At 69.0% G+C, this 15,796-nt stretch carries 16 protein-coding genes; 8 read left to right on the top strand and 8 right to left on the bottom strand.

Annotated elements, in window-relative coordinates:
- Positions 1–175 precede the first annotated feature (175 nt).
- The 3 genes from ACWD5F_RS42525 to ACWD5F_RS42535 form a co-directional block, all read right to left on the bottom strand.
- Positions 176–652: a VOC family protein gene (locus ACWD5F_RS42525; protein WP_401714167.1), complete on the bottom strand. Its 477-nt coding sequence runs from the start codon at positions 650–652 to the stop codon at positions 176–178.
- Positions 653–712: 60 nt separating this feature from the next.
- On the bottom strand, positions 713–1,666 hold the full coding sequence (gene rarD / locus ACWD5F_RS42530; RefSeq protein ID WP_451261552.1) for an EamA family transporter RarD: 954 nt from the start codon (positions 1,664–1,666) through the stop codon (positions 713–715).
- Between the two features lie 125 nt (positions 1,667–1,791).
- On the bottom strand, positions 1,792–2,646 hold the full coding sequence (locus tag ACWD5F_RS42535; RefSeq protein ID WP_451261553.1) for an SDR family oxidoreductase: 855 nt from the start codon (positions 2,644–2,646) through the stop codon (positions 1,792–1,794).
- 89 nt (positions 2,647–2,735) lie between these two features.
- Here ACWD5F_RS42535 and ACWD5F_RS42540 point away from each other — a divergent pair, with 89 nt between their 5' ends.
- The 3 genes from ACWD5F_RS42540 (at position 2,736) to ACWD5F_RS42550 (ending at position 4,366) form a co-directional block, all read left to right on the top strand.
- Positions 2,736–3,134, top strand: a complete 399-nt coding sequence (locus ACWD5F_RS42540; protein ID WP_451261554.1) for a winged helix-turn-helix transcriptional regulator — start codon at positions 2,736–2,738, stop codon at positions 3,132–3,134.
- Positions 3,135–3,430: 296 nt separating this feature from the next.
- Positions 3,431–3,925, top strand: a complete 495-nt coding sequence (locus ACWD5F_RS42545; protein WP_401714159.1) for a DUF6082 family protein — start codon at positions 3,431–3,433, stop codon at positions 3,923–3,925.
- A gap of 252 nt (positions 3,926–4,177) precedes the next feature.
- The gene (locus tag ACWD5F_RS42550; protein ID WP_401714157.1) at positions 4,178–4,366 is read left to right on the top strand and encodes a hypothetical protein; all 189 of its coding nucleotides are present in this window, start codon (positions 4,178–4,180) and stop codon (positions 4,364–4,366) included.
- A 66-nt stretch (positions 4,367–4,432) separates the two neighbouring features.
- Here the strand turns inward: ACWD5F_RS42550 and ACWD5F_RS42555 are convergent, their stop codons facing one another.
- From ACWD5F_RS42555 to ACWD5F_RS42575, 5 genes are all read right to left on the bottom strand, one after another.
- Complete coding sequence (locus ACWD5F_RS42555) at positions 4,433–5,512, bottom strand: 2-oxoacid:ferredoxin oxidoreductase subunit beta (RefSeq protein ID WP_401714155.1); 1,080 nt, start codon at positions 5,510–5,512, stop codon at positions 4,433–4,435.
- The gene (locus ACWD5F_RS42560) at positions 5,505–7,433 is read right to left on the bottom strand and encodes a 2-oxoacid:acceptor oxidoreductase subunit alpha (protein WP_451261555.1); all 1,929 of its coding nucleotides are present in this window, start codon (positions 7,431–7,433) and stop codon (positions 5,505–5,507) included. The genes ACWD5F_RS42555 and ACWD5F_RS42560 overlap by 8 nt, the downstream gene beginning before the upstream one ends.
- Before the next feature lie 222 nt (positions 7,434–7,655).
- The gene (locus ACWD5F_RS42565; protein ID WP_401714434.1) at positions 7,656–8,327 is read right to left on the bottom strand and encodes a LuxR C-terminal-related transcriptional regulator; all 672 of its coding nucleotides are present in this window, start codon (positions 8,325–8,327) and stop codon (positions 7,656–7,658) included.
- A gap of 548 nt (positions 8,328–8,875) precedes the next feature.
- Positions 8,876–10,237 carry a sensor histidine kinase gene (locus ACWD5F_RS42570; protein ID WP_451261556.1) on the bottom strand — a complete coding sequence of 454 codons (1,362 nt, stop codon included), beginning with the start codon at positions 10,235–10,237 and terminating at the stop codon, positions 8,876–8,878.
- Between the two features lie 162 nt (positions 10,238–10,399).
- Positions 10,400–11,605: a sensor histidine kinase gene (locus ACWD5F_RS42575; protein ID WP_451261557.1), complete on the bottom strand. Its 1,206-nt coding sequence runs from the start codon at positions 11,603–11,605 to the stop codon at positions 10,400–10,402.
- Positions 11,606–11,863: 258 nt separating this feature from the next.
- Between ACWD5F_RS42575 and ACWD5F_RS42580 the strand changes: the two genes are divergently transcribed.
- From ACWD5F_RS42580 to ACWD5F_RS42600, 5 genes are read left to right on the top strand one after another with little or no spacing between them, the layout of a single operon-like run.
- Entirely contained in the window at positions 11,864–12,271 is a 408-nt protein-coding gene (locus tag ACWD5F_RS42580; RefSeq protein WP_401714147.1) for an NADH-quinone oxidoreductase subunit A, read from the top strand.
- The gene (locus ACWD5F_RS42585; RefSeq protein ID WP_451261558.1) at positions 12,262–12,924 is read left to right on the top strand and encodes an NADH-quinone oxidoreductase subunit B; all 663 of its coding nucleotides are present in this window, start codon (positions 12,262–12,264) and stop codon (positions 12,922–12,924) included. Before ACWD5F_RS42580 ends, ACWD5F_RS42585 begins: the two co-directional genes overlap by 10 nt.
- A complete protein-coding gene (locus ACWD5F_RS42590; protein WP_451261559.1) occupies positions 12,924–14,150 on the top strand; it encodes an NADH-quinone oxidoreductase subunit C in 1,227 nt (408 codons plus the stop codon). Before ACWD5F_RS42585 ends, ACWD5F_RS42590 begins: the two co-directional genes overlap by 1 nt.
- On the top strand, positions 14,147–15,115 hold the full coding sequence (locus tag ACWD5F_RS42595; RefSeq protein WP_402353428.1) for a complex I subunit 1/NuoH family protein: 969 nt from the start codon (positions 14,147–14,149) through the stop codon (positions 15,113–15,115). The genes ACWD5F_RS42590 and ACWD5F_RS42595 overlap by 4 nt, the downstream gene beginning before the upstream one ends.
- 2 nt (positions 15,116–15,117) lie before the next feature.
- On the top strand, positions 15,118–15,792 hold the full coding sequence (locus ACWD5F_RS42600) for a NuoI/complex I 23 kDa subunit family protein (RefSeq protein ID WP_451261560.1): 675 nt from the start codon (positions 15,118–15,120) through the stop codon (positions 15,790–15,792).
- The last annotated feature ends 4 nt before the right edge of the window (positions 15,793–15,796 follow it).

Here is a 15,796-nt window from a genome sequence, read left to right on the forward strand (position 1 = left end):
GGATGGGGTCCCAGGATGGTGAAGCCTTGACCATTTCCCCGTCAAGAGCGGTATCAGGACAGCGAGTTCACATAACGGATATCCGGGTGAACTCCGAACTCCTCGTGCGCGCAGAACCCCCTACGGCGCGCAGAACCCCCTACCGCGCACAGAACTCCTACTGCACGCAGAACTCCTACTGCACGCAGAACTCGTTCCCCTCCGGATCGGCCATCACGACCCACTCCCCGCCGTTCTCCTTCACCCGCCGCAGCACGCTCGCGCCGAGCCCCTCCAGCCGCTCGACCTCGCCGTCCCGCAGCTCCGGGCCGGGATGCAGGTCCAGGTGCAGCCGGTTCTTGACGCTCTTGACCTCCGGCACCCGCTGGAACAGCAGCCGGCGCCCGAGCCCCGTACCGCTGCCCTCGTCGTACGGGTCCGCCGGATGCCGTACGGCGATCAGGTCCCGGAACGCGGCCCGTCCGTGATGCTCGACGGTCGCCTCCTTCGGCAGCGCGCCGAGCCCCAGCAGCCGCTCGACGAGGGCGCTGTTGTCCTCGACCGAGTAGTGCAGGGCGGCGGCCCAGAAGTCGGCCTGGGCATGCGGGTCACCGGAGTCGACGACGAGTTTCCAGTGGAGGGGCGTGGGGGTGGCTGCGGGCGTCTGAGTCATGACACCCACTATCCAACGAGGGTCTGACAATCACAGCCCGACCGTCCTTCGGGGACGAGATCAGACATCCACCGGAGCGGTCGCCGGTACATCCGTCGCCCGGGCGAGCTCCAGCCGCCGCCGCCCCGCCGCTGCCGTCCGCCACACGTCGAAGGTGAGCAGGCACAGGGCCAGCCACACGAGCGAGAACCCGGCCCACCGCTCCACCGGCATCTCCTCGTGGAAATACAGCACCCCGAGCAGGAACTGGAAGACGGGCGCCAGGTACTGGAGCAGCCCGAGCGTCGACAGGGGCACCCGTATCGCCGCCGCCCCGAAACAGACGAGGGGCAGCGCGGTCACGACCCCGGTCGAGGCGAGCAGCGCGGCATGCCCGGCCCCCTCGCTCATGAAGGTCGCGTCGCCCCGCGCGCCCAGCCACACCAGATACCCCACCGCGGGCAGAAACTGGATCGCGGTCTCGGCCGCCAAGGACTCGACGCCCCCGAGATTGACCTTCTTCTTCACCAGCCCGTAGGTGGCGAAGGAGAACGCGAGCGTCAACGAGATCCAGGGCGGCTGCCCGTACCCCACCGTGAGCACGACGACCGCCGAGAACCCGACCCCGACCGCCGCCCACTGAAGGGGCCGCAGCCGCTCCTTCAGCAGCAGCACGCCCATGGCGATGGTGACGAGCGGATTGATGAAGTACCCGAGGGACGCCTCGACCACGTGCCCGCTGTTCACGGACCAGATGTAGACGCCCCAGTTGACGGTGATGACGGCCGCGGCCACCGCGACCAGCGCCAGCCGGCGCGGCTGCCGCAGCAACTCGCCGGCCCAGGCCCAGCGCCGTACGAAGAGCAGCGCGACCCCGACGAAGACGAGCGACCAGACCATGCGATGGGCGAGGATCTCGATCGCTCCGGCGGGCTTGAGCAGCGGCCAGAAAAGGGGAACGAGTCCCCACATCCCGTACGCGGCGAAGCCGTTCAGCAGTCCTATGTGCCGCTCACCCTTCGGCTTCCCGCTCACGGGCCCTCCCCCTCACCTGATCGCACACGCGCGCAGGCACGAAGGTAACGCCGAGGACCCGCACCTGTCATGCCCGTATCGCCATACGGTCATGACAGGCCGGGTCCACGTCCCTGACCTGGGCGTCAGCCCTTGAGGGCGAGCGCGATCGACTCGGCGATCGGCGTGGTCGGACGGCCGGCGAGGCGGGACAGGTCACCGGTGGCGACGACCAGCTCGCCCTTCTCGATGGAGGCGTCGACGCCGGCGAGGATCGCGGCGAACGGCTCGGGCAGCCCGGCGCCGGTGAGGATGCCGATGAGGACCTCGCCGGGAACGTTGTTGAAGGCGATCTCCTTGCCGGTCTGCCGGCTCAGCTCGGCCGCGTACTCGGCGAAGCCCCAGGCCTCGTCGCCACCCAGTTCGTACGTCTGGTTCTCGTGGCCCTCGCCGGTCAGTACGGCGACGGCGGCCGCGGCGTAGTCGGCGCGGGAGGCGGAGGAGACGCGGCCGTCACCGGCGGCGTTCACGACGGCGCTGTGCTCCAGGACCGGGGCCAGCTGCTCGGTGTAGTTCTCGTTGTACCAGCCGTTGCGCAGCAAGGTGTACGGCAGACCGGAGGCGAGCAGGGCCTCCTCGGTGCCGCGGTGGTCGTCGGCCAGGGCGGCGGTGAGGGAGCCCGGGGCGCTGGTGTAGGCGAGCAGCGCGGCACCGGCGGCCTTGGCGGCCGCGATGACGACCTTGTGCTGCTCGACCCGGCCCTTGTCGAACTCGTTGCCGGAGATGAGCAGCACCTTGTCGCCGGCGGCGAAGACGGAGTCGAAGGTCTCGGGGGAGTTGTAGTCGGCGACCGCGATCTTCACGCCGCGCTCGGCGAAGTCGGCGGCCTTCTCCGGAGTGCGGACGACCGCCGTGACCTGATCGGCCGGAACCTTCTCCAGCAACTGCTCCACGACGAGGCGGCCGAGGTGTCCGGTGGCTCCGGTGACGACGATGCTCATGATGACAACTCCTTGTGGGGTGCGATGACGCTAACCCTAGGGGTTGCACTAACCTTACGAAAGTACCCACTTTGAAGTAAGGTACCGACATGGCAGTAAGCAGTGAGGCGACAAGCAAGTACACCGTGGGTGCGGTGATGTGCCCGTACCGCCTGGTCCTGGAGCACGTGACGTCCCGCTGGGGCGTCCTCGTCCTCATCGAACTCCTCGACCGCCCGTACCGGTTCAGCGAACTCCGCCGGGCGATCGGGCGGGTGAGCGAGAAGATGCTGACCCAGACCCTCCAGACCCTCGAACGAGACGGCCTGGTCCACCGCGACGCCAAGCCGGTCATCCCGCCGAGGGTCGACTACTCCCTCACGGACCTGGGCCGCGAGGCGGCGGAACAGGTGCGGGCGCTGGCGCTGTGGACCGAACGCCGGATGCCGGAGGTGCAGGAGGCGCGGGAGATGTACGACACCCGGAAAGCGGCCGCTGAGCAGGGATGACGCGCGCGTAGCGGCTCCACCGAACGAATGCGGGAGGCGCTCGCTGGGCACACACATGTCAGGGCGTCGAATGACACGAGCGCCACGTCCACCCGTGCGCCCCCTCTCCGCCTCCCGCGCCGACTTGAGTCGCCCGGCATCCTGGGGGCGGGGCGCAGTGCCCAACCGCGCACCGGCCCTCGTGCCGCCCACGAGGACTTCGACCGGCGTGCGGACGCCTACTCGGGGGTCGCATGGCCAGACAGAATCCGGATGCGCGAAGGATCGGTTCTGCATCGCGAACGAGGAGCGGCCGAGTGCGCACCCCCTTTCCCCGCCAGGCCTGGCGCCGGCGACAGGAGGAACTGGCGCTGGCCGTGCTGCACCAACTCACCTGTGTCGCCGAGGAGATCAGGAACGCCAACCTGCTCATGCTGCACCGCATCACGGCCGAGCAGGTGGACCGCGCGATCGCCGACCCCGCGCTGGCCGCCGCCATGAGCACCCTGCGCGAACTCTCGGACCACAAGCGCCGCCAAGTCCTGTTCGTCAACCGGGAGTACAGCGCGATCCTGCTGGGGCATCGCATCGGTGCCTACGGCTGGGAGGAGTTGATCGGGCATCTGCGGGTACTGGCTCGGAACCCGGTCTTTGCGGAGTATTGGGAAACGACTCGGGAGCACCGCCTGAGCCTGCCGCGCCATTCATTAGAGGCTCGGGTGAGCGACGTCGTCAATGTAATTGTCGATGAATTGGCGGACGATCCGGACGAATGGTGGGTTGTCGGCTCGGAGGATGAGCCGAATTCGTGAAGTGATGCAATCCATAAGTCGACAGAGGCGATTTAAGGATTCGCTCTTACTACCTCTGGGTAATCGGGTATCCTTCTGCTTGATCGGGTATTCTCGCGCGCAACGTGTTGCGTCCGGCCCCTGGTCACGTGGGGTCGGACCTTCATTTGTGTCCGGCCGTAGAAAGTAGAAAAGGGCCCCCGCGTGCACAGCGAATTCCCTGTCGTCAGCATTCTTCGCCGAATCGGCGACTCGCCCCGCCAGCGAGGATCAATGACCGGCGAGACGTGTCCCGATTTGTTCGAGCTGAGCGACGGAAATTTTGCGGTCATCGGCACCGACCGAACCGAGGAACTAGACGGACTTCTGCCCGCGGATGCTGCCAGAGCCGACTACGAGCGCATCGTCGTCATCACCCGTGACACTCTCCTCCGAGCCAAGCGGGATATCCCCGAAGCCTGACTCGACCGACGTAAAGGCCCGGATGACCACCCACCTCGTCCGGGCCCTTCCGCATGTCCGTCGCCGTCAGCCCACAACCGTCCAGGTGTCCCCGCCCGCCAGCAGCGCCCCCAGATCCCCCTTGCCGTTCTGTTCGATCGCTGCGTCGAGTTGGTCGCTCATCTGCGTGTCGTACACCGGTCGGTCCACGGAGCGCAGGATGCCGATCGGGGTGTGGTGGAGGGTGTCCGGGTCGGCGAGGCGGGAGAGGGCGAACGCCGTGGTCGGGGACGCCGCGTGGGCGTCGTGGACCAGGATCTGGGACTCGTTGTCCGGCGTGACCGTGACGACCTTCAGGTCACCCGTCGTCACATCTCGCACCACACCCCGTGAACCGTCCGCCCCGAAGCGGATCGGGCGTCCGTGTTCGAGGCGGATCACCGCTTCCTCCGCCTGCTGACGGTCCTTCAGCGCCTCGAACGCCCCGTCGTTGAAGATGTTGCAGTTCTGGTAGATCTCGATCAGCGCCGTGCCGGGATGGGCGGCCGCCTGCCGCAGCACCTCCGTCAGATGCTTGCGGTCGGAGTCGATCGTCCGCGCCACGAAGGACGCCTCCGCGCCGATCGCCAGCGACACCGGGTTGAACGGCGCGTCCAGCGACCCCATCGGCGTCGACTTCGTGATCTTGCCGACCTCGGACGTGGGGGAGTACTGCCCCTTCGTGAGGCCGTAGATCCGGTTGTTGAAGAGCAGGATCTTGAGGTTGACGTTCCGGCGCAGGGCGTGGATCAGGTGGTTGCCACCGATCGACAGCGCGTCGCCGTCACCGGTCACCACCCACACGCTCAAGTCCCGCCGGGAGGACGCCAGTCCGGTCGCGATGGCGGGCGCCCGGCCGTGGATGGAGTGCATCCCGTACGTGTTCATGTAGTACGGGAACCGGGACGAGCAGCCGATGCCCGAGACGAAGACGATGTTCTCCTTGGCCAGCCCCAGCTCCGGCATGAAGCCCTGGACGGCCGCCAGGATCGCGTAGTCACCGCAGCCGGGGCACCAGCGCACTTCCTGATCGGACTTGAAGTCCTTCATGGACTGCCTGCCCTCGGCCTTGGGGACGAGAGAAAGCGCCTCGATCGTGTCCGAACCTTCCGTGGACGTCTCAGCCATCGATGGCCTCCTTGAGAGCCGTGGCGAGCTGCTCAGCCTTGAACGGCATGCCGTTGACCTGGTTGTACGAGTGGGCGTCTACCAGGTACTTCGCCCGGATCAGCGTGGCGAGCTGACCGAGGTTCATCTCGGGGATCACGACCTTGTCGTACCGCTTCAACACCGCGCCGAGGTTCTTCGGGAACGGGTTGAGGTGCCGCAGATGCGCCTGCGCGATGGCCTCCCCGGCCCCGCGCAGCCGCCGCACCGCCGCCGTGATCGGCCCGTACGTCGATCCCCAGCCCAGCACCAGCGTGCTCGCCCCGTGCGGGTCGTCGACCTCCAGATCGGGCACGTCGATGCCGTCGATCTTGGCCTGCCGGGTGCGGACCATGAAGTCGTGATTGGCGGGGGAGTACGAGATGTTCCCGGTCCCGTCCTCCTTCTCGATGCCGCCGATGCGGTGTTCGAGACCGGGCGTGCCGGGGATCGCCCAGGGGCGCGCGAGGGTCAGCGGATCGCGCTTGTAGGGCCAGAACACCTCGGTGCCGTCGTCGAGGGTGTGGTTCGGTCCCTGCGCGAACTGCACGGTCAGGTCCGGGAGTTCGTCCGTCTCCGGGATCCGCCAGGGCTCCGAGCCGTTGGCCAGATAACCGTCGGAGAGAAGAAAGACGGGAGTGCGGTACGTCAGCGCGATCCGCGCCGCCTCCAGGGCCGCCTCGAAACAGTCGGCCGGCGTCTTCGGCGCGATCACCGGAACCGGCGCCTCGCCGTTGCGGCCGAACATGGCCTGGAGCAGGTCGGCCTGCTCGGTCTTGGTGGGCAGACCGGTGGAGGGCCCGCCGCGCTGGATGTCGATGACGAGCAGCGGCAGTTCGAGGGAGACGGCGAGCCCGATGGACTCCGACTTCAGTGCCACTCCCGGACCGCTCGTCGTCGTCACTCCCAGCGAACCGCCGAAGGCCGCGCCCAGCGCCGCGCCGATGCCCGCGATCTCGTCCTCGGCCTGGAAGGTCCGTACGCCGAAGTTCTTGTGCCTGCTGAGTTCGTGCAGGATGTCGGAGGCCGGGGTGATGGGGTAGGAGCCGAGGAAGAGGGGCAGGTCGGCCTGGCGGGCGGCGGCGATCAGACCGTAGGCCAGGGCGAGGTTGCCGGAGATGTTGCGGTAGAGGCCGGGCGGGAACGCGGTGGCGGCCGGAGCGACCTCGTAGGAGACCGCGAAGTCCTCGGTGGTCTCGCCGAAGTTCCAGCCCGCGCGGAACGCTGCCAGGTTCGCCGCGGCGATCTCGGGTTTCTTCGCGAATTTGGCCCGCAGGAACTTCTCGGTCCCCTCGGTCGGCCGGTGGTACATCCACGACAGCAGGCCCAGCGCGAACATGTTCTTGCTGCGCTCGGCCTCCTTGCGACTGAGGTCGAACTCCTTGAGCGCCTCGACCGTCAGCGTCGTCAGCGGAACCTCGTGGAGGCTGTACCCGTCGAGCGAGCCGTCCTCCAGGGGCGAGGCCGCGTACCCGACCTTCTGCAGGGCCCGTTTGGTGAACTCGTCCGTGTTGACGATGATCTCCGCGCCGCGCGGCACGTCGGCGATGTTCGCCTTGAGCGCGGCGGGATTCATGGCGACGAGCACGTTGGGCGCGTCGCCGGGGGTGAGGATGTCGTGGTCCGCGAAGTGGAGCTGGAAGGAGGAGACCCCCGGCAGGGTGCCGGCAGGGGCGCGGATCTCGGCGGGGAAGTTCGGCAGTGTCGAAAGGTCGTTTCCGAAGGACGCCGTTTCGGAGGTGAAGCGGTCGCCGGTGAGCTGCATACCGTCGCCGGAGTCTCCCGCGAACCGGATGATCACCCGGTCCAGCCTGCGTACGTCCTTCTCGCCCGTCGGTTTGCGCTGCTCTCCCAAGACGGCTTCGTCGGCCTGTTCCGCTGTCCTGCTGACCTGGCTGGTCACTGAACTGGACCTCCTTCGAGGCGGCTGTCGGGGACCGGCCTTCCCGCAGGCCTTCCCAGGATCAACCCTACGTCCGGCAGGGTCGCCTTCCCTTGGCCATTCGCATGATGGACGCGGTTTTGAGACGGTGCGCCGCCCTGACTTGTCATGATTTCTCGCCCCGGCGTCTCCTTGTGGAGACGCCCCGGATGCCTCCGCGGTTTCTGACCAAGTGTCAGCCCGTCAGGAGTTCAGATAGGTGAGCACCGCGAGAACGCGCCGGTGATCCCCGTCACTCGGAGACAGCCCGAGCTTCAGAAAGATATTGCTGACGTGCTTCTCGACGGCACCGTCGCTGACCACCAACTGCCGGGCGATCGCGGAGTTGGTCCGCCCCTCGGCCATCAACCCCAGGACCTCCCGCTCCCGCGGGGTGAGCCCGGCCAGCACATCCTGCTTACGGCTGCGCCCCAGCAGCTGCGCGACCACCTCGGGATCCAGCGCGGTACCCCCCTGGGCGACCCGCACCACGGCATCCACGAACTCGCGCACCTCGGCGACCCGGTCCTTCAGCAGATAGCCCACCCCATGGCTGGAACCGGCCAAAAGTTCGGTGGCGTACCGCTCCTCCACATACTGTGACAGCACGAGCACACCGAGTCCCGGATGGGCCTTCCGCAGCTGTACGGCGGCCCGCACCCCCTCGTCCGTGTGCGTCGGCGGCATCCGCACATCGGCGACCACCACGTCCGGCAGCTCGCCCTGTTCGTTCAGCTCCGTGATGGTCTTGACCAACGCGTCCCCGTCCCCGACTCCGGCGACGACCTCATGCCCACGGTCGGTCAACAACCGGGTCAGGCCCTCCCGAAGCAGCACTGAATCCTCGGCGATGACCACCCGCACCCTGTCCTCCACGATCTCCGGCCCCCCGAGCCCGACTCCGCCCGCCGCACCGACCAAGTCGGCCCCCACGGCGGCTTCGGTGGTCCAGCATTCCAGCAATCCCATCCCACTGCGCCCGCCGAACACGAATCAACGGGAAAAGACGCATGGTAGGGCGGGTTTCGGGGGTCCATTTCAGGGCGGGTACCCACAGAAACACCTCAACGCCGGCGAGCATCCTCCAGCCGGTCTGTCTTTCAGCCCGTCCGGCCTTCAAGGCCAAGGCTCTGCCATCCCCAACCCCCACCCACCCCTACCGGGCTGCGCCTCCTGAACTCCGGTCCGTATCTTTCAGCCCGTCCGGTGTTCGAGGCCGAGGTTTTGCCATCCCGATCCCCCACCCACCCTCAGCGGGCTGCGCCTCTTGAACTCCGGTCCGTATCTTTCAGCCTGTCCGGCGTTTGAGGACGAGGCCGTTCAGGCCGAAGCGGGGTCTGGGGGCGCAGCCCCCAGTGGGGTCGAAGGGGCAGCGCCCCTGGGGATGGGACGGGTAGGGGCGGCGGGGGCGAGGAAAGCCCAGGTCAGCGAACCGCCCGCCAAGGCAGCTCCGCCGTCACCCGAGTAGGCCCACCCACCGGCGAATCCACCACCAGAATCCCGTCGACCGCGTCCAACCGCTCGGCCAACCCCCCGAGCCCCGACCCCCCGGACGTATCCGCCCCACCCACCCCGTCATCCACAACCTGCACCATCAACCGATCCTCCACCCGCCACACATCCACGGAAGCCCACGTCGCCCGCGAGTGCTTACTGATGTTCTGCAGCAACTCGGACACGGTGAAGTAAGCGATCCCCTCGATGGCCGGCGCGGGCCGCGCCGGCAGATCCACCTCCACCTGCACCGGCACCGTGCAACGCGACGCCACCGAGGACAACGCCGCGTCCAGCCCCCGATCCGTCAACACCGCCGGATGAATCCCCCGAGCCAGATCCCGCAGCTCCTGCAACGCCGTCTTCACCTCCCCGTGCGCCTCACCCACCATCCGAGCCGCCGCCTCCGGATCCTCCGTCAGCTTCTCCTTCGCCAGCCCCAGATCCATCGCCAACGCCACCAACCGCGCCTGCGCCCCGTCATGCAGATCCCGCTCGATCCGCCGCAGATCCGCCGCCGCCGTGTCGACCACGACCCCCCGGTCCGACTCCAGCTCCACCACCCGCGCCGACAACCGCGTCGGCCCGAGCAACCCCTGCACCATCACCTGGTCCACCGTCGTGAGCGCCCGCACGATCCACGGCGTGGCCAACGTGAACAACAGCCCCACCAACGCGGTCACGGTGATCTCGAACGGGTTGTCGAGGTACACGCTGTGCGTCCCGTCGCTGAACAGCTGAACTCCGCCCTGACCGACGTACACCGGAAAGACCCAGAACCACAGCGGATACGTCAGCAACGCCCAGCCGTACGCCCAGAAGTTCAGCGCGACGACGAACGAGAACACCGACCACGGGAACTGAAGCACCGCGTACAGCAGCGACCGCCACGACGTGCCGCTCTTCAGCACCGCGCCCACCCACGCCAGCACGCCGGGCTTCCGCATCCGCAGCGGCTCCGGGTCGGCCACCTCCACGCCCAGCAGCCCCCGCGCCCGCGCCCGCTCCATCGCCCCGAACCCGCGGCAGCCGGCCAGCCCCGCCGCCAGCACCGGAACCCCGAGGAACGTCACCAGCAGACCCGCACCGAGCGACACCATCGTGACCGCGTAGGTGAAGAGAAGGATGCTGATCGGCAGGCTCAGCAGCACATACGCGAAGGCCCGCCAGGTGCGTGCCTCGAACGGCGCCCGCAGCCCGGCGGGCAGCCGGTGCCGGCGCTCGCCGGCAAGAGGGAGACCGCTGTCGTAACCGTGCCCGTCCCCGTAGCCCTGTCCGTACTCCGTGGCCATCGACGTCGTCCCGTTCTACTCGTCCTGCGGCTGTCCCGCCGTACCTCCACCCTCCTGCGTCGCAGCTCCCCGAACCATGGAGTCCGTAGGCCTCTTCGACGGGGGGTTTTCCCTACCTCCGCGGGCGCCCTGCCGCCCCTGCGCGCCAAGCCGGTCCAGGCCCTACGGCTGACCCGGCGTGCGGTCCCGCCAGGGCAGTTCCGCCGTGACCGTGGTCGGGCCGCCCACCGGCGAGTCCAGGATGAACAGCCCGTCGACCGCACCCAGCCGGTCCGCGAGCCCCCGCATCCCCGTACCGCCGTCCAGCCGCGCGCCCCCGCGGCCGTTGTCCTCGACCTGGATCAGCAGCCGGTCCGCCGACCGCCACACCTCCACCGAGGCCGTCCGCGCGGCGCTGTGCTTGCTGATGTTCTGCAGCAGCTCGGAGACGGTGAAGTAGGCGATGCCCTCGATCGCCGCGGCCGGCCGGGCGACGAGATCGACCGTCACCTTCACCGGCACCGTGCAGCGCGAGGCGACCGACGACAGCGCGGCGTCCAGGCCCCGGTCGGTGAGCACCGCCGGATGGATGCCCCGGGCGAGATCTCTGAGCTCCTGCAACGCCAGCTTCACCTCGCCGTGCGCCTCCGCGACCATCTCCGCGGCCGTGTCCGGGTCCTCCAGGAGCTTCTCCTTGGCGAGCCCGAGGCCCATCGCCAGATTGACCAGGCGGGCCTGCGCCCCGTCGTGCAGATCGCGCTCGATGCGCCGCAGATCGGCGTTGGCCGTGTCGACCACGACCCCCCGGTCCGACTCCAGCTCGGCGATCCGCTGCTCCAGCTCGTCGGACGGCGACAGCAGACCGCGCACCATCGCCCGGTCGGCGTTGGCCAGCCCCCGCGCGATGAACGGCAGCACCGGCCACAGCACGAACAGCGAGGTCAGCGTGATGGTGAAGGTGAGAATGCCCCAGGGCAGCCGGATGAAGTCGTACAGAATCGTGCGCCAGCCCACCGGGTCCTTCAGGGTCATCCACAGCCAGGGCAGATAGCCGTCGCGGCGTTTGGGCAGCCGGCTGGGCTCGTCGATCCGCACCCCGAGCAGCTTCCTGGCCCGCGCCCGCTCGAACCGGCCCAACTGCCGTGCCCCCAGCAGCCCGAGGGTCAGCAGCGGGAACCCGATCACCGTGAGGGCCAGCATGCCGCCGGTGAACAGGACCACCACGGTGTAGGTGAAACCGACCAGCGACACCGGAAGGTTCGCCAGCAGATGCGCGATCTCCTTCCAGGTGTGCCGGTCATAGGCGAAACGGGCGGGCGGCAGACGGTCGTCGTCCTCCGGCCGCGCGGCTTCCCGATCGGGCGTCGGGAACAAGAGGCGTTCGGTCATATGGGCCAGCGTGCCGCGCCCGGGGCCGCCGCGCCATGAGGAGGGCCGCCAGGTTCCCCTGGGGAAAACCCCACCCCTCGGCACGGACTTCGGTCCGGCCCCGGCATATCAAGCAGATCTCGAGCCCGACGGGCTGCTTACCGTCCCTTTAACAGGGCCTAGACTCCCGTCCGTACAGATCGCAGATCGCAACTCGCTGATCGCGGATTGCCGAACCGCAGCGATCGTCGAGCAGCCAGCGAAGGGACGGACGCGGACGTGCGGGAACCGACTGTCCTCGATCCGACCGTCGTCGCGGCGGACTACTTCGAGTCGTACTCGGTCGTCGGACTGCTCGCCGTCGTCGGCGTGCTCTTCGTCGCCGTCGCCTTCGGCGCCGGCCGCCTGCTGCGCCCGGTGGTCCCCACCCCCGAGAAGCTCCTGACCTACGAGTGCGGTGTCGACCCCGTCGGCGAGGGCTGGGCCCACACCCAGGTCCGCTACTACGTCTACGCCTTCCTCTACGTCATCTTCGCCGTCGACTCGATCTTCCTGTTCCCCTGGGCCACGGTCTTCGCCGCCCCCGGCTACGGCGCGACGACCCTCGTCGAGATGTTCATCTTCCTCGGCTTCCTCGCCGTCGGCCTGCTGTACGCCTACAAGAAGGGCGTCCTGGAATGGACGTGACGCCAGAAGTGACCTCGCCGCAGCCGATTCCGGAGGCGGAGCCGGTGTACCTCCCCGAGCCGAAACGGCTGGGCGCCCTCGCCCGCCTCGCCCCCGAGCCGATGAAGGTGGTCCTCAACTGGGGCCGCCGGTACTCCCTCTGGGTCTTCAACTTCGGCCTGGCCTGCTGCGCCATCGAGTTCATCGCCGCGTCCATGGCCCGCCACGACTTCATCCGCCTCGGCGTGATCCCCTTCGCGCCGGGCCCGCGCCAGGCCGACCTGATGGTCGTCTCCGGCACGGTCACGGACAAGATGGCCCCCGCCGTGAAGCGCCTCTACGAACAGATGCCGGAACCCAAGTACGTCATCTCCTTCGGTGCCTGCTCCAACTGCGGCGGTCCCTACTGGGACTCCTACTCCGTCACCAAGGGCGTCGACCAGATCATCCCGGTCGACGTGTACGTCCCCGGCTGCCCGCCCCGCCCCGAGGCCCTCCTCCAGGGAATCCTCAAACTCCAGGAGAAGATCGCCCGGGAGTCCCTGGCCGAGCGCTACGGCACCGCCCCGGCACGCCCGTCGACAGCGGCCCTGCAGAGCGGCCTGGTGAAGCCCCCGCCGACTCCCTCGAACGGATCGACTCCTTCTGCCGGGTCGCCCGAAGGGGACGCCTGATGACGACGATCGGCTGGCTCCCCGCCCCCGCCGAAGAACTCTTCGGTACGGAGGCCACCGCCGAGGAGTCCTACGAGGTCCTCACGGTCGACGTCCCGCCCACCACCTGGCTCACCGCACTGCGCGTGGCCCGCGACGAACTGGGCTGCACCTACTTCGACTGGCTCAGCGCCGTCGACGAACCCGGCACCGGCTTCCGCGTCTCGGCCCACGTCGTGGCGCTGTCCCCGGTCCGCCGCCTCCTGGTGCGCACGACGGTCCCGCACGAGTCGCCGACCCTGGCCTCCGCCGTCGACGTCTACGCGGGCGCCGCCTGGCACGAGCGCGAGACCCACGAGATGTTCGGCGTCGTCTTCGACGGCCACCCCGCCCTGGACCACCTCCTCCTCCCGGAAACCTTCGAAGGCCACCCCCTGCGCAAGGACTTCGTCCTGGCGGCCCGCGTCGCCAAGGCCTGGCCCGGCGCCAAGGAACCGGGCGAGTCCGACCACGGCGGCCCCAAGCGCCGCCAGACCCTCCCGCCAGGCGTCCCCGACCCCAACGAATGGGGCCCCCAGAAGGGCCAGTTGCCCCCGGCTCCGGCCCGCCCCGCCCGAGCGGCCGGCCGAGCACCGGGCCGCGCGGCGGTCGAGCGCCCCGGCCAGGCGCCGGCAGACCGTCCGGCCCGCCCCACGGGCGACCGCCCGCCCCGCCGCACCCGCACAGCAGCGGACGGCTCCGCCAGTCAGGCGGAGGCCGGCCCGACGCAGGGTTCGTCGGCACCGGCAACCGACGCAGCCGCCCCCGCGTCGGCTCCTGCCTCGCCACGGCGCACCCGCACCGCGTCCCAGGGCTCCGCGAGCCAACAGACGCCGACCACCCCGGAACCGGAATCGAGCCCGTCACCCGCCGACCGCAGCGAGGGCGAGCCCGCCACACCGCCGAAGGCACCCACGGCCCCTCACAGCCCGGACGCCCCGTGGCACCACGCCCGCCCGGCTTTCGACGCCCCGGAATCAGGCCTGGAGTCCGGCCCGGAATCCGGCCCAGAACCCACTTCGGAATCCATGGAGTCCGCTTCGGGAACGGAACCAGCCCCCGATCCCGAGGTCCCTCAGACCTCCGAGGTCCCTCAGGCTCCCGAGACACCTCAGGCTCCTGACGCAGGCGAGGCCGGCGAGGTCTCGAAGGCGCCCCGAACCCCGCAAGCACCCACCCCCGAAGACCCCGCAGGAGGCCCGCAGTGAACGACGCTCTCGACGTCGCCCTGCGACTCCTGATCGTCTTCGTCGTCTTCCTCACCTTCCCCCTCATCGTCGGTCAGACCGAGCACAAGGTCATGGCCCACATGCAGGGCCGCCTCGGCCCGATGTACGCCGGTGGCTTCCACGGCTGGGCCCAACTCGTCGCGGACGGCGTCAAGTTCGCGCAGAAGGAAGACGTGGTCCCGGCGGGTGCGGACCGCCGCATCTTCCAACTCGCCCCCGCCGTAGCCCTCCTCCCGTACCTGATCGTTCTGCTGGCCATCCCGATCGGCCCCGGCGAGGGCGCGGTCGGCCAGGTCCTCGACGCCGGCATCTTCTTTGTGCTCGCGGTGATGGGCGTGGGCGTCCTCGGCTCGCTCATGGCCGGTTGGGCCTCCGCCAACAAGTTCTCCCTCCTGGGCGGCCTGCGCACCGCCGCCCAACTCCTCGCCTACGAACTCCCGATGCTGCTCACCGCCGCCTCCGTGGCCATGGCGGCCGGCACCGTCTCCCTCCCCGGCATCCTCGACGCCTTCGAGTGGTGGTGGCTGCCCTGGCAGATCGTCGGCGCGATCGTCTTCTTCGTCGCCGGCCTCGCCGAACTCCAGCGCCCGCCCTTCGACATGCCCGTCGCCGACTCGGAGATCATCTTCGGCGCCTACACCGAGTACACCGGTCTGCGCTTCGCCCTGTTCCTCCTCGCCGAGTACGCCGGAATCATCGTTCTGTGCGGCCTGACCACCGTCCTTTTCCTGGGCGGTTGGCACGGCCCCTGGGGTGCCGACGGCCTCGGCTGGGTCTGGACCCTGCTGAAGACGGCCGTCCTGGCCTTCGTCGTCATCTGGCTCCGCGTCACCTACCCCCGCCTGCGCGAGGACCAGTTGCAGAAACTCTCCTGGACCCTCCTGGTCCCCCTCTCCCTCGCCCAGATCGCCCTCACCGGCATCGTCAAGGTGGTGATCTCCTAACCATGGCCGAGCCCCTCCCGCCCACCCGGCCCCGCTTTCCCGGCTCCGGCCTGGCCAAAGGTCTGGCCGTCACCCTCCGCACGATGACGAAGAAGACCGTCACCGAGCAGTACCCGGACGTTCAGCCCGACCTCCCGCCCCGCACCCGCGGTGTGATCGGCCTGTTCGAGGAGAACTGCACGGTCTGCATGCTCTGCGCCCGTGAGTGCCCCGACTGGTGCATCTACATCGACTCCCACAAGGAGACGGTCCCGGCGGCGGCCCCCGGCGGCCGCGAGCGAAGCCGTAACGTGCTCGACCGCTTCGCCATCGACTTCTCCCTGTGCATGTACTGCGGTATCTGCATTGAGGTCTGTCCTTTCGACGCGCTGTTCTGGTCACCGGAGTTCGAGTACGCCGAGACCGACATCCGCGAGCTCACCCACGAGCGGGACAAGCTCCGAGAGTGGATGTGGACCGTCCCGGCCCCACCCGCCCTCGACCCCGGCGCGGAGGAACCGAAGGAGATCGCCGCCGCCCACAAGTCCGCCGAGAAGCTGGCGGCGGCACAGGTGACTTCGGCTGCGCAGGACGAGTTGAGCGAGCCGCCCGCGAAGCCCGAGCCGCCCGCGAAGCCCGAGCCGCCCGCGAAGCCCGAGCCGCCCAAGTCGCCCGAAGCCGGGGGAGGCACACCGTGACCCT

Source organism: Streptomyces sp. NPDC002499 (assembly GCF_053595415.1).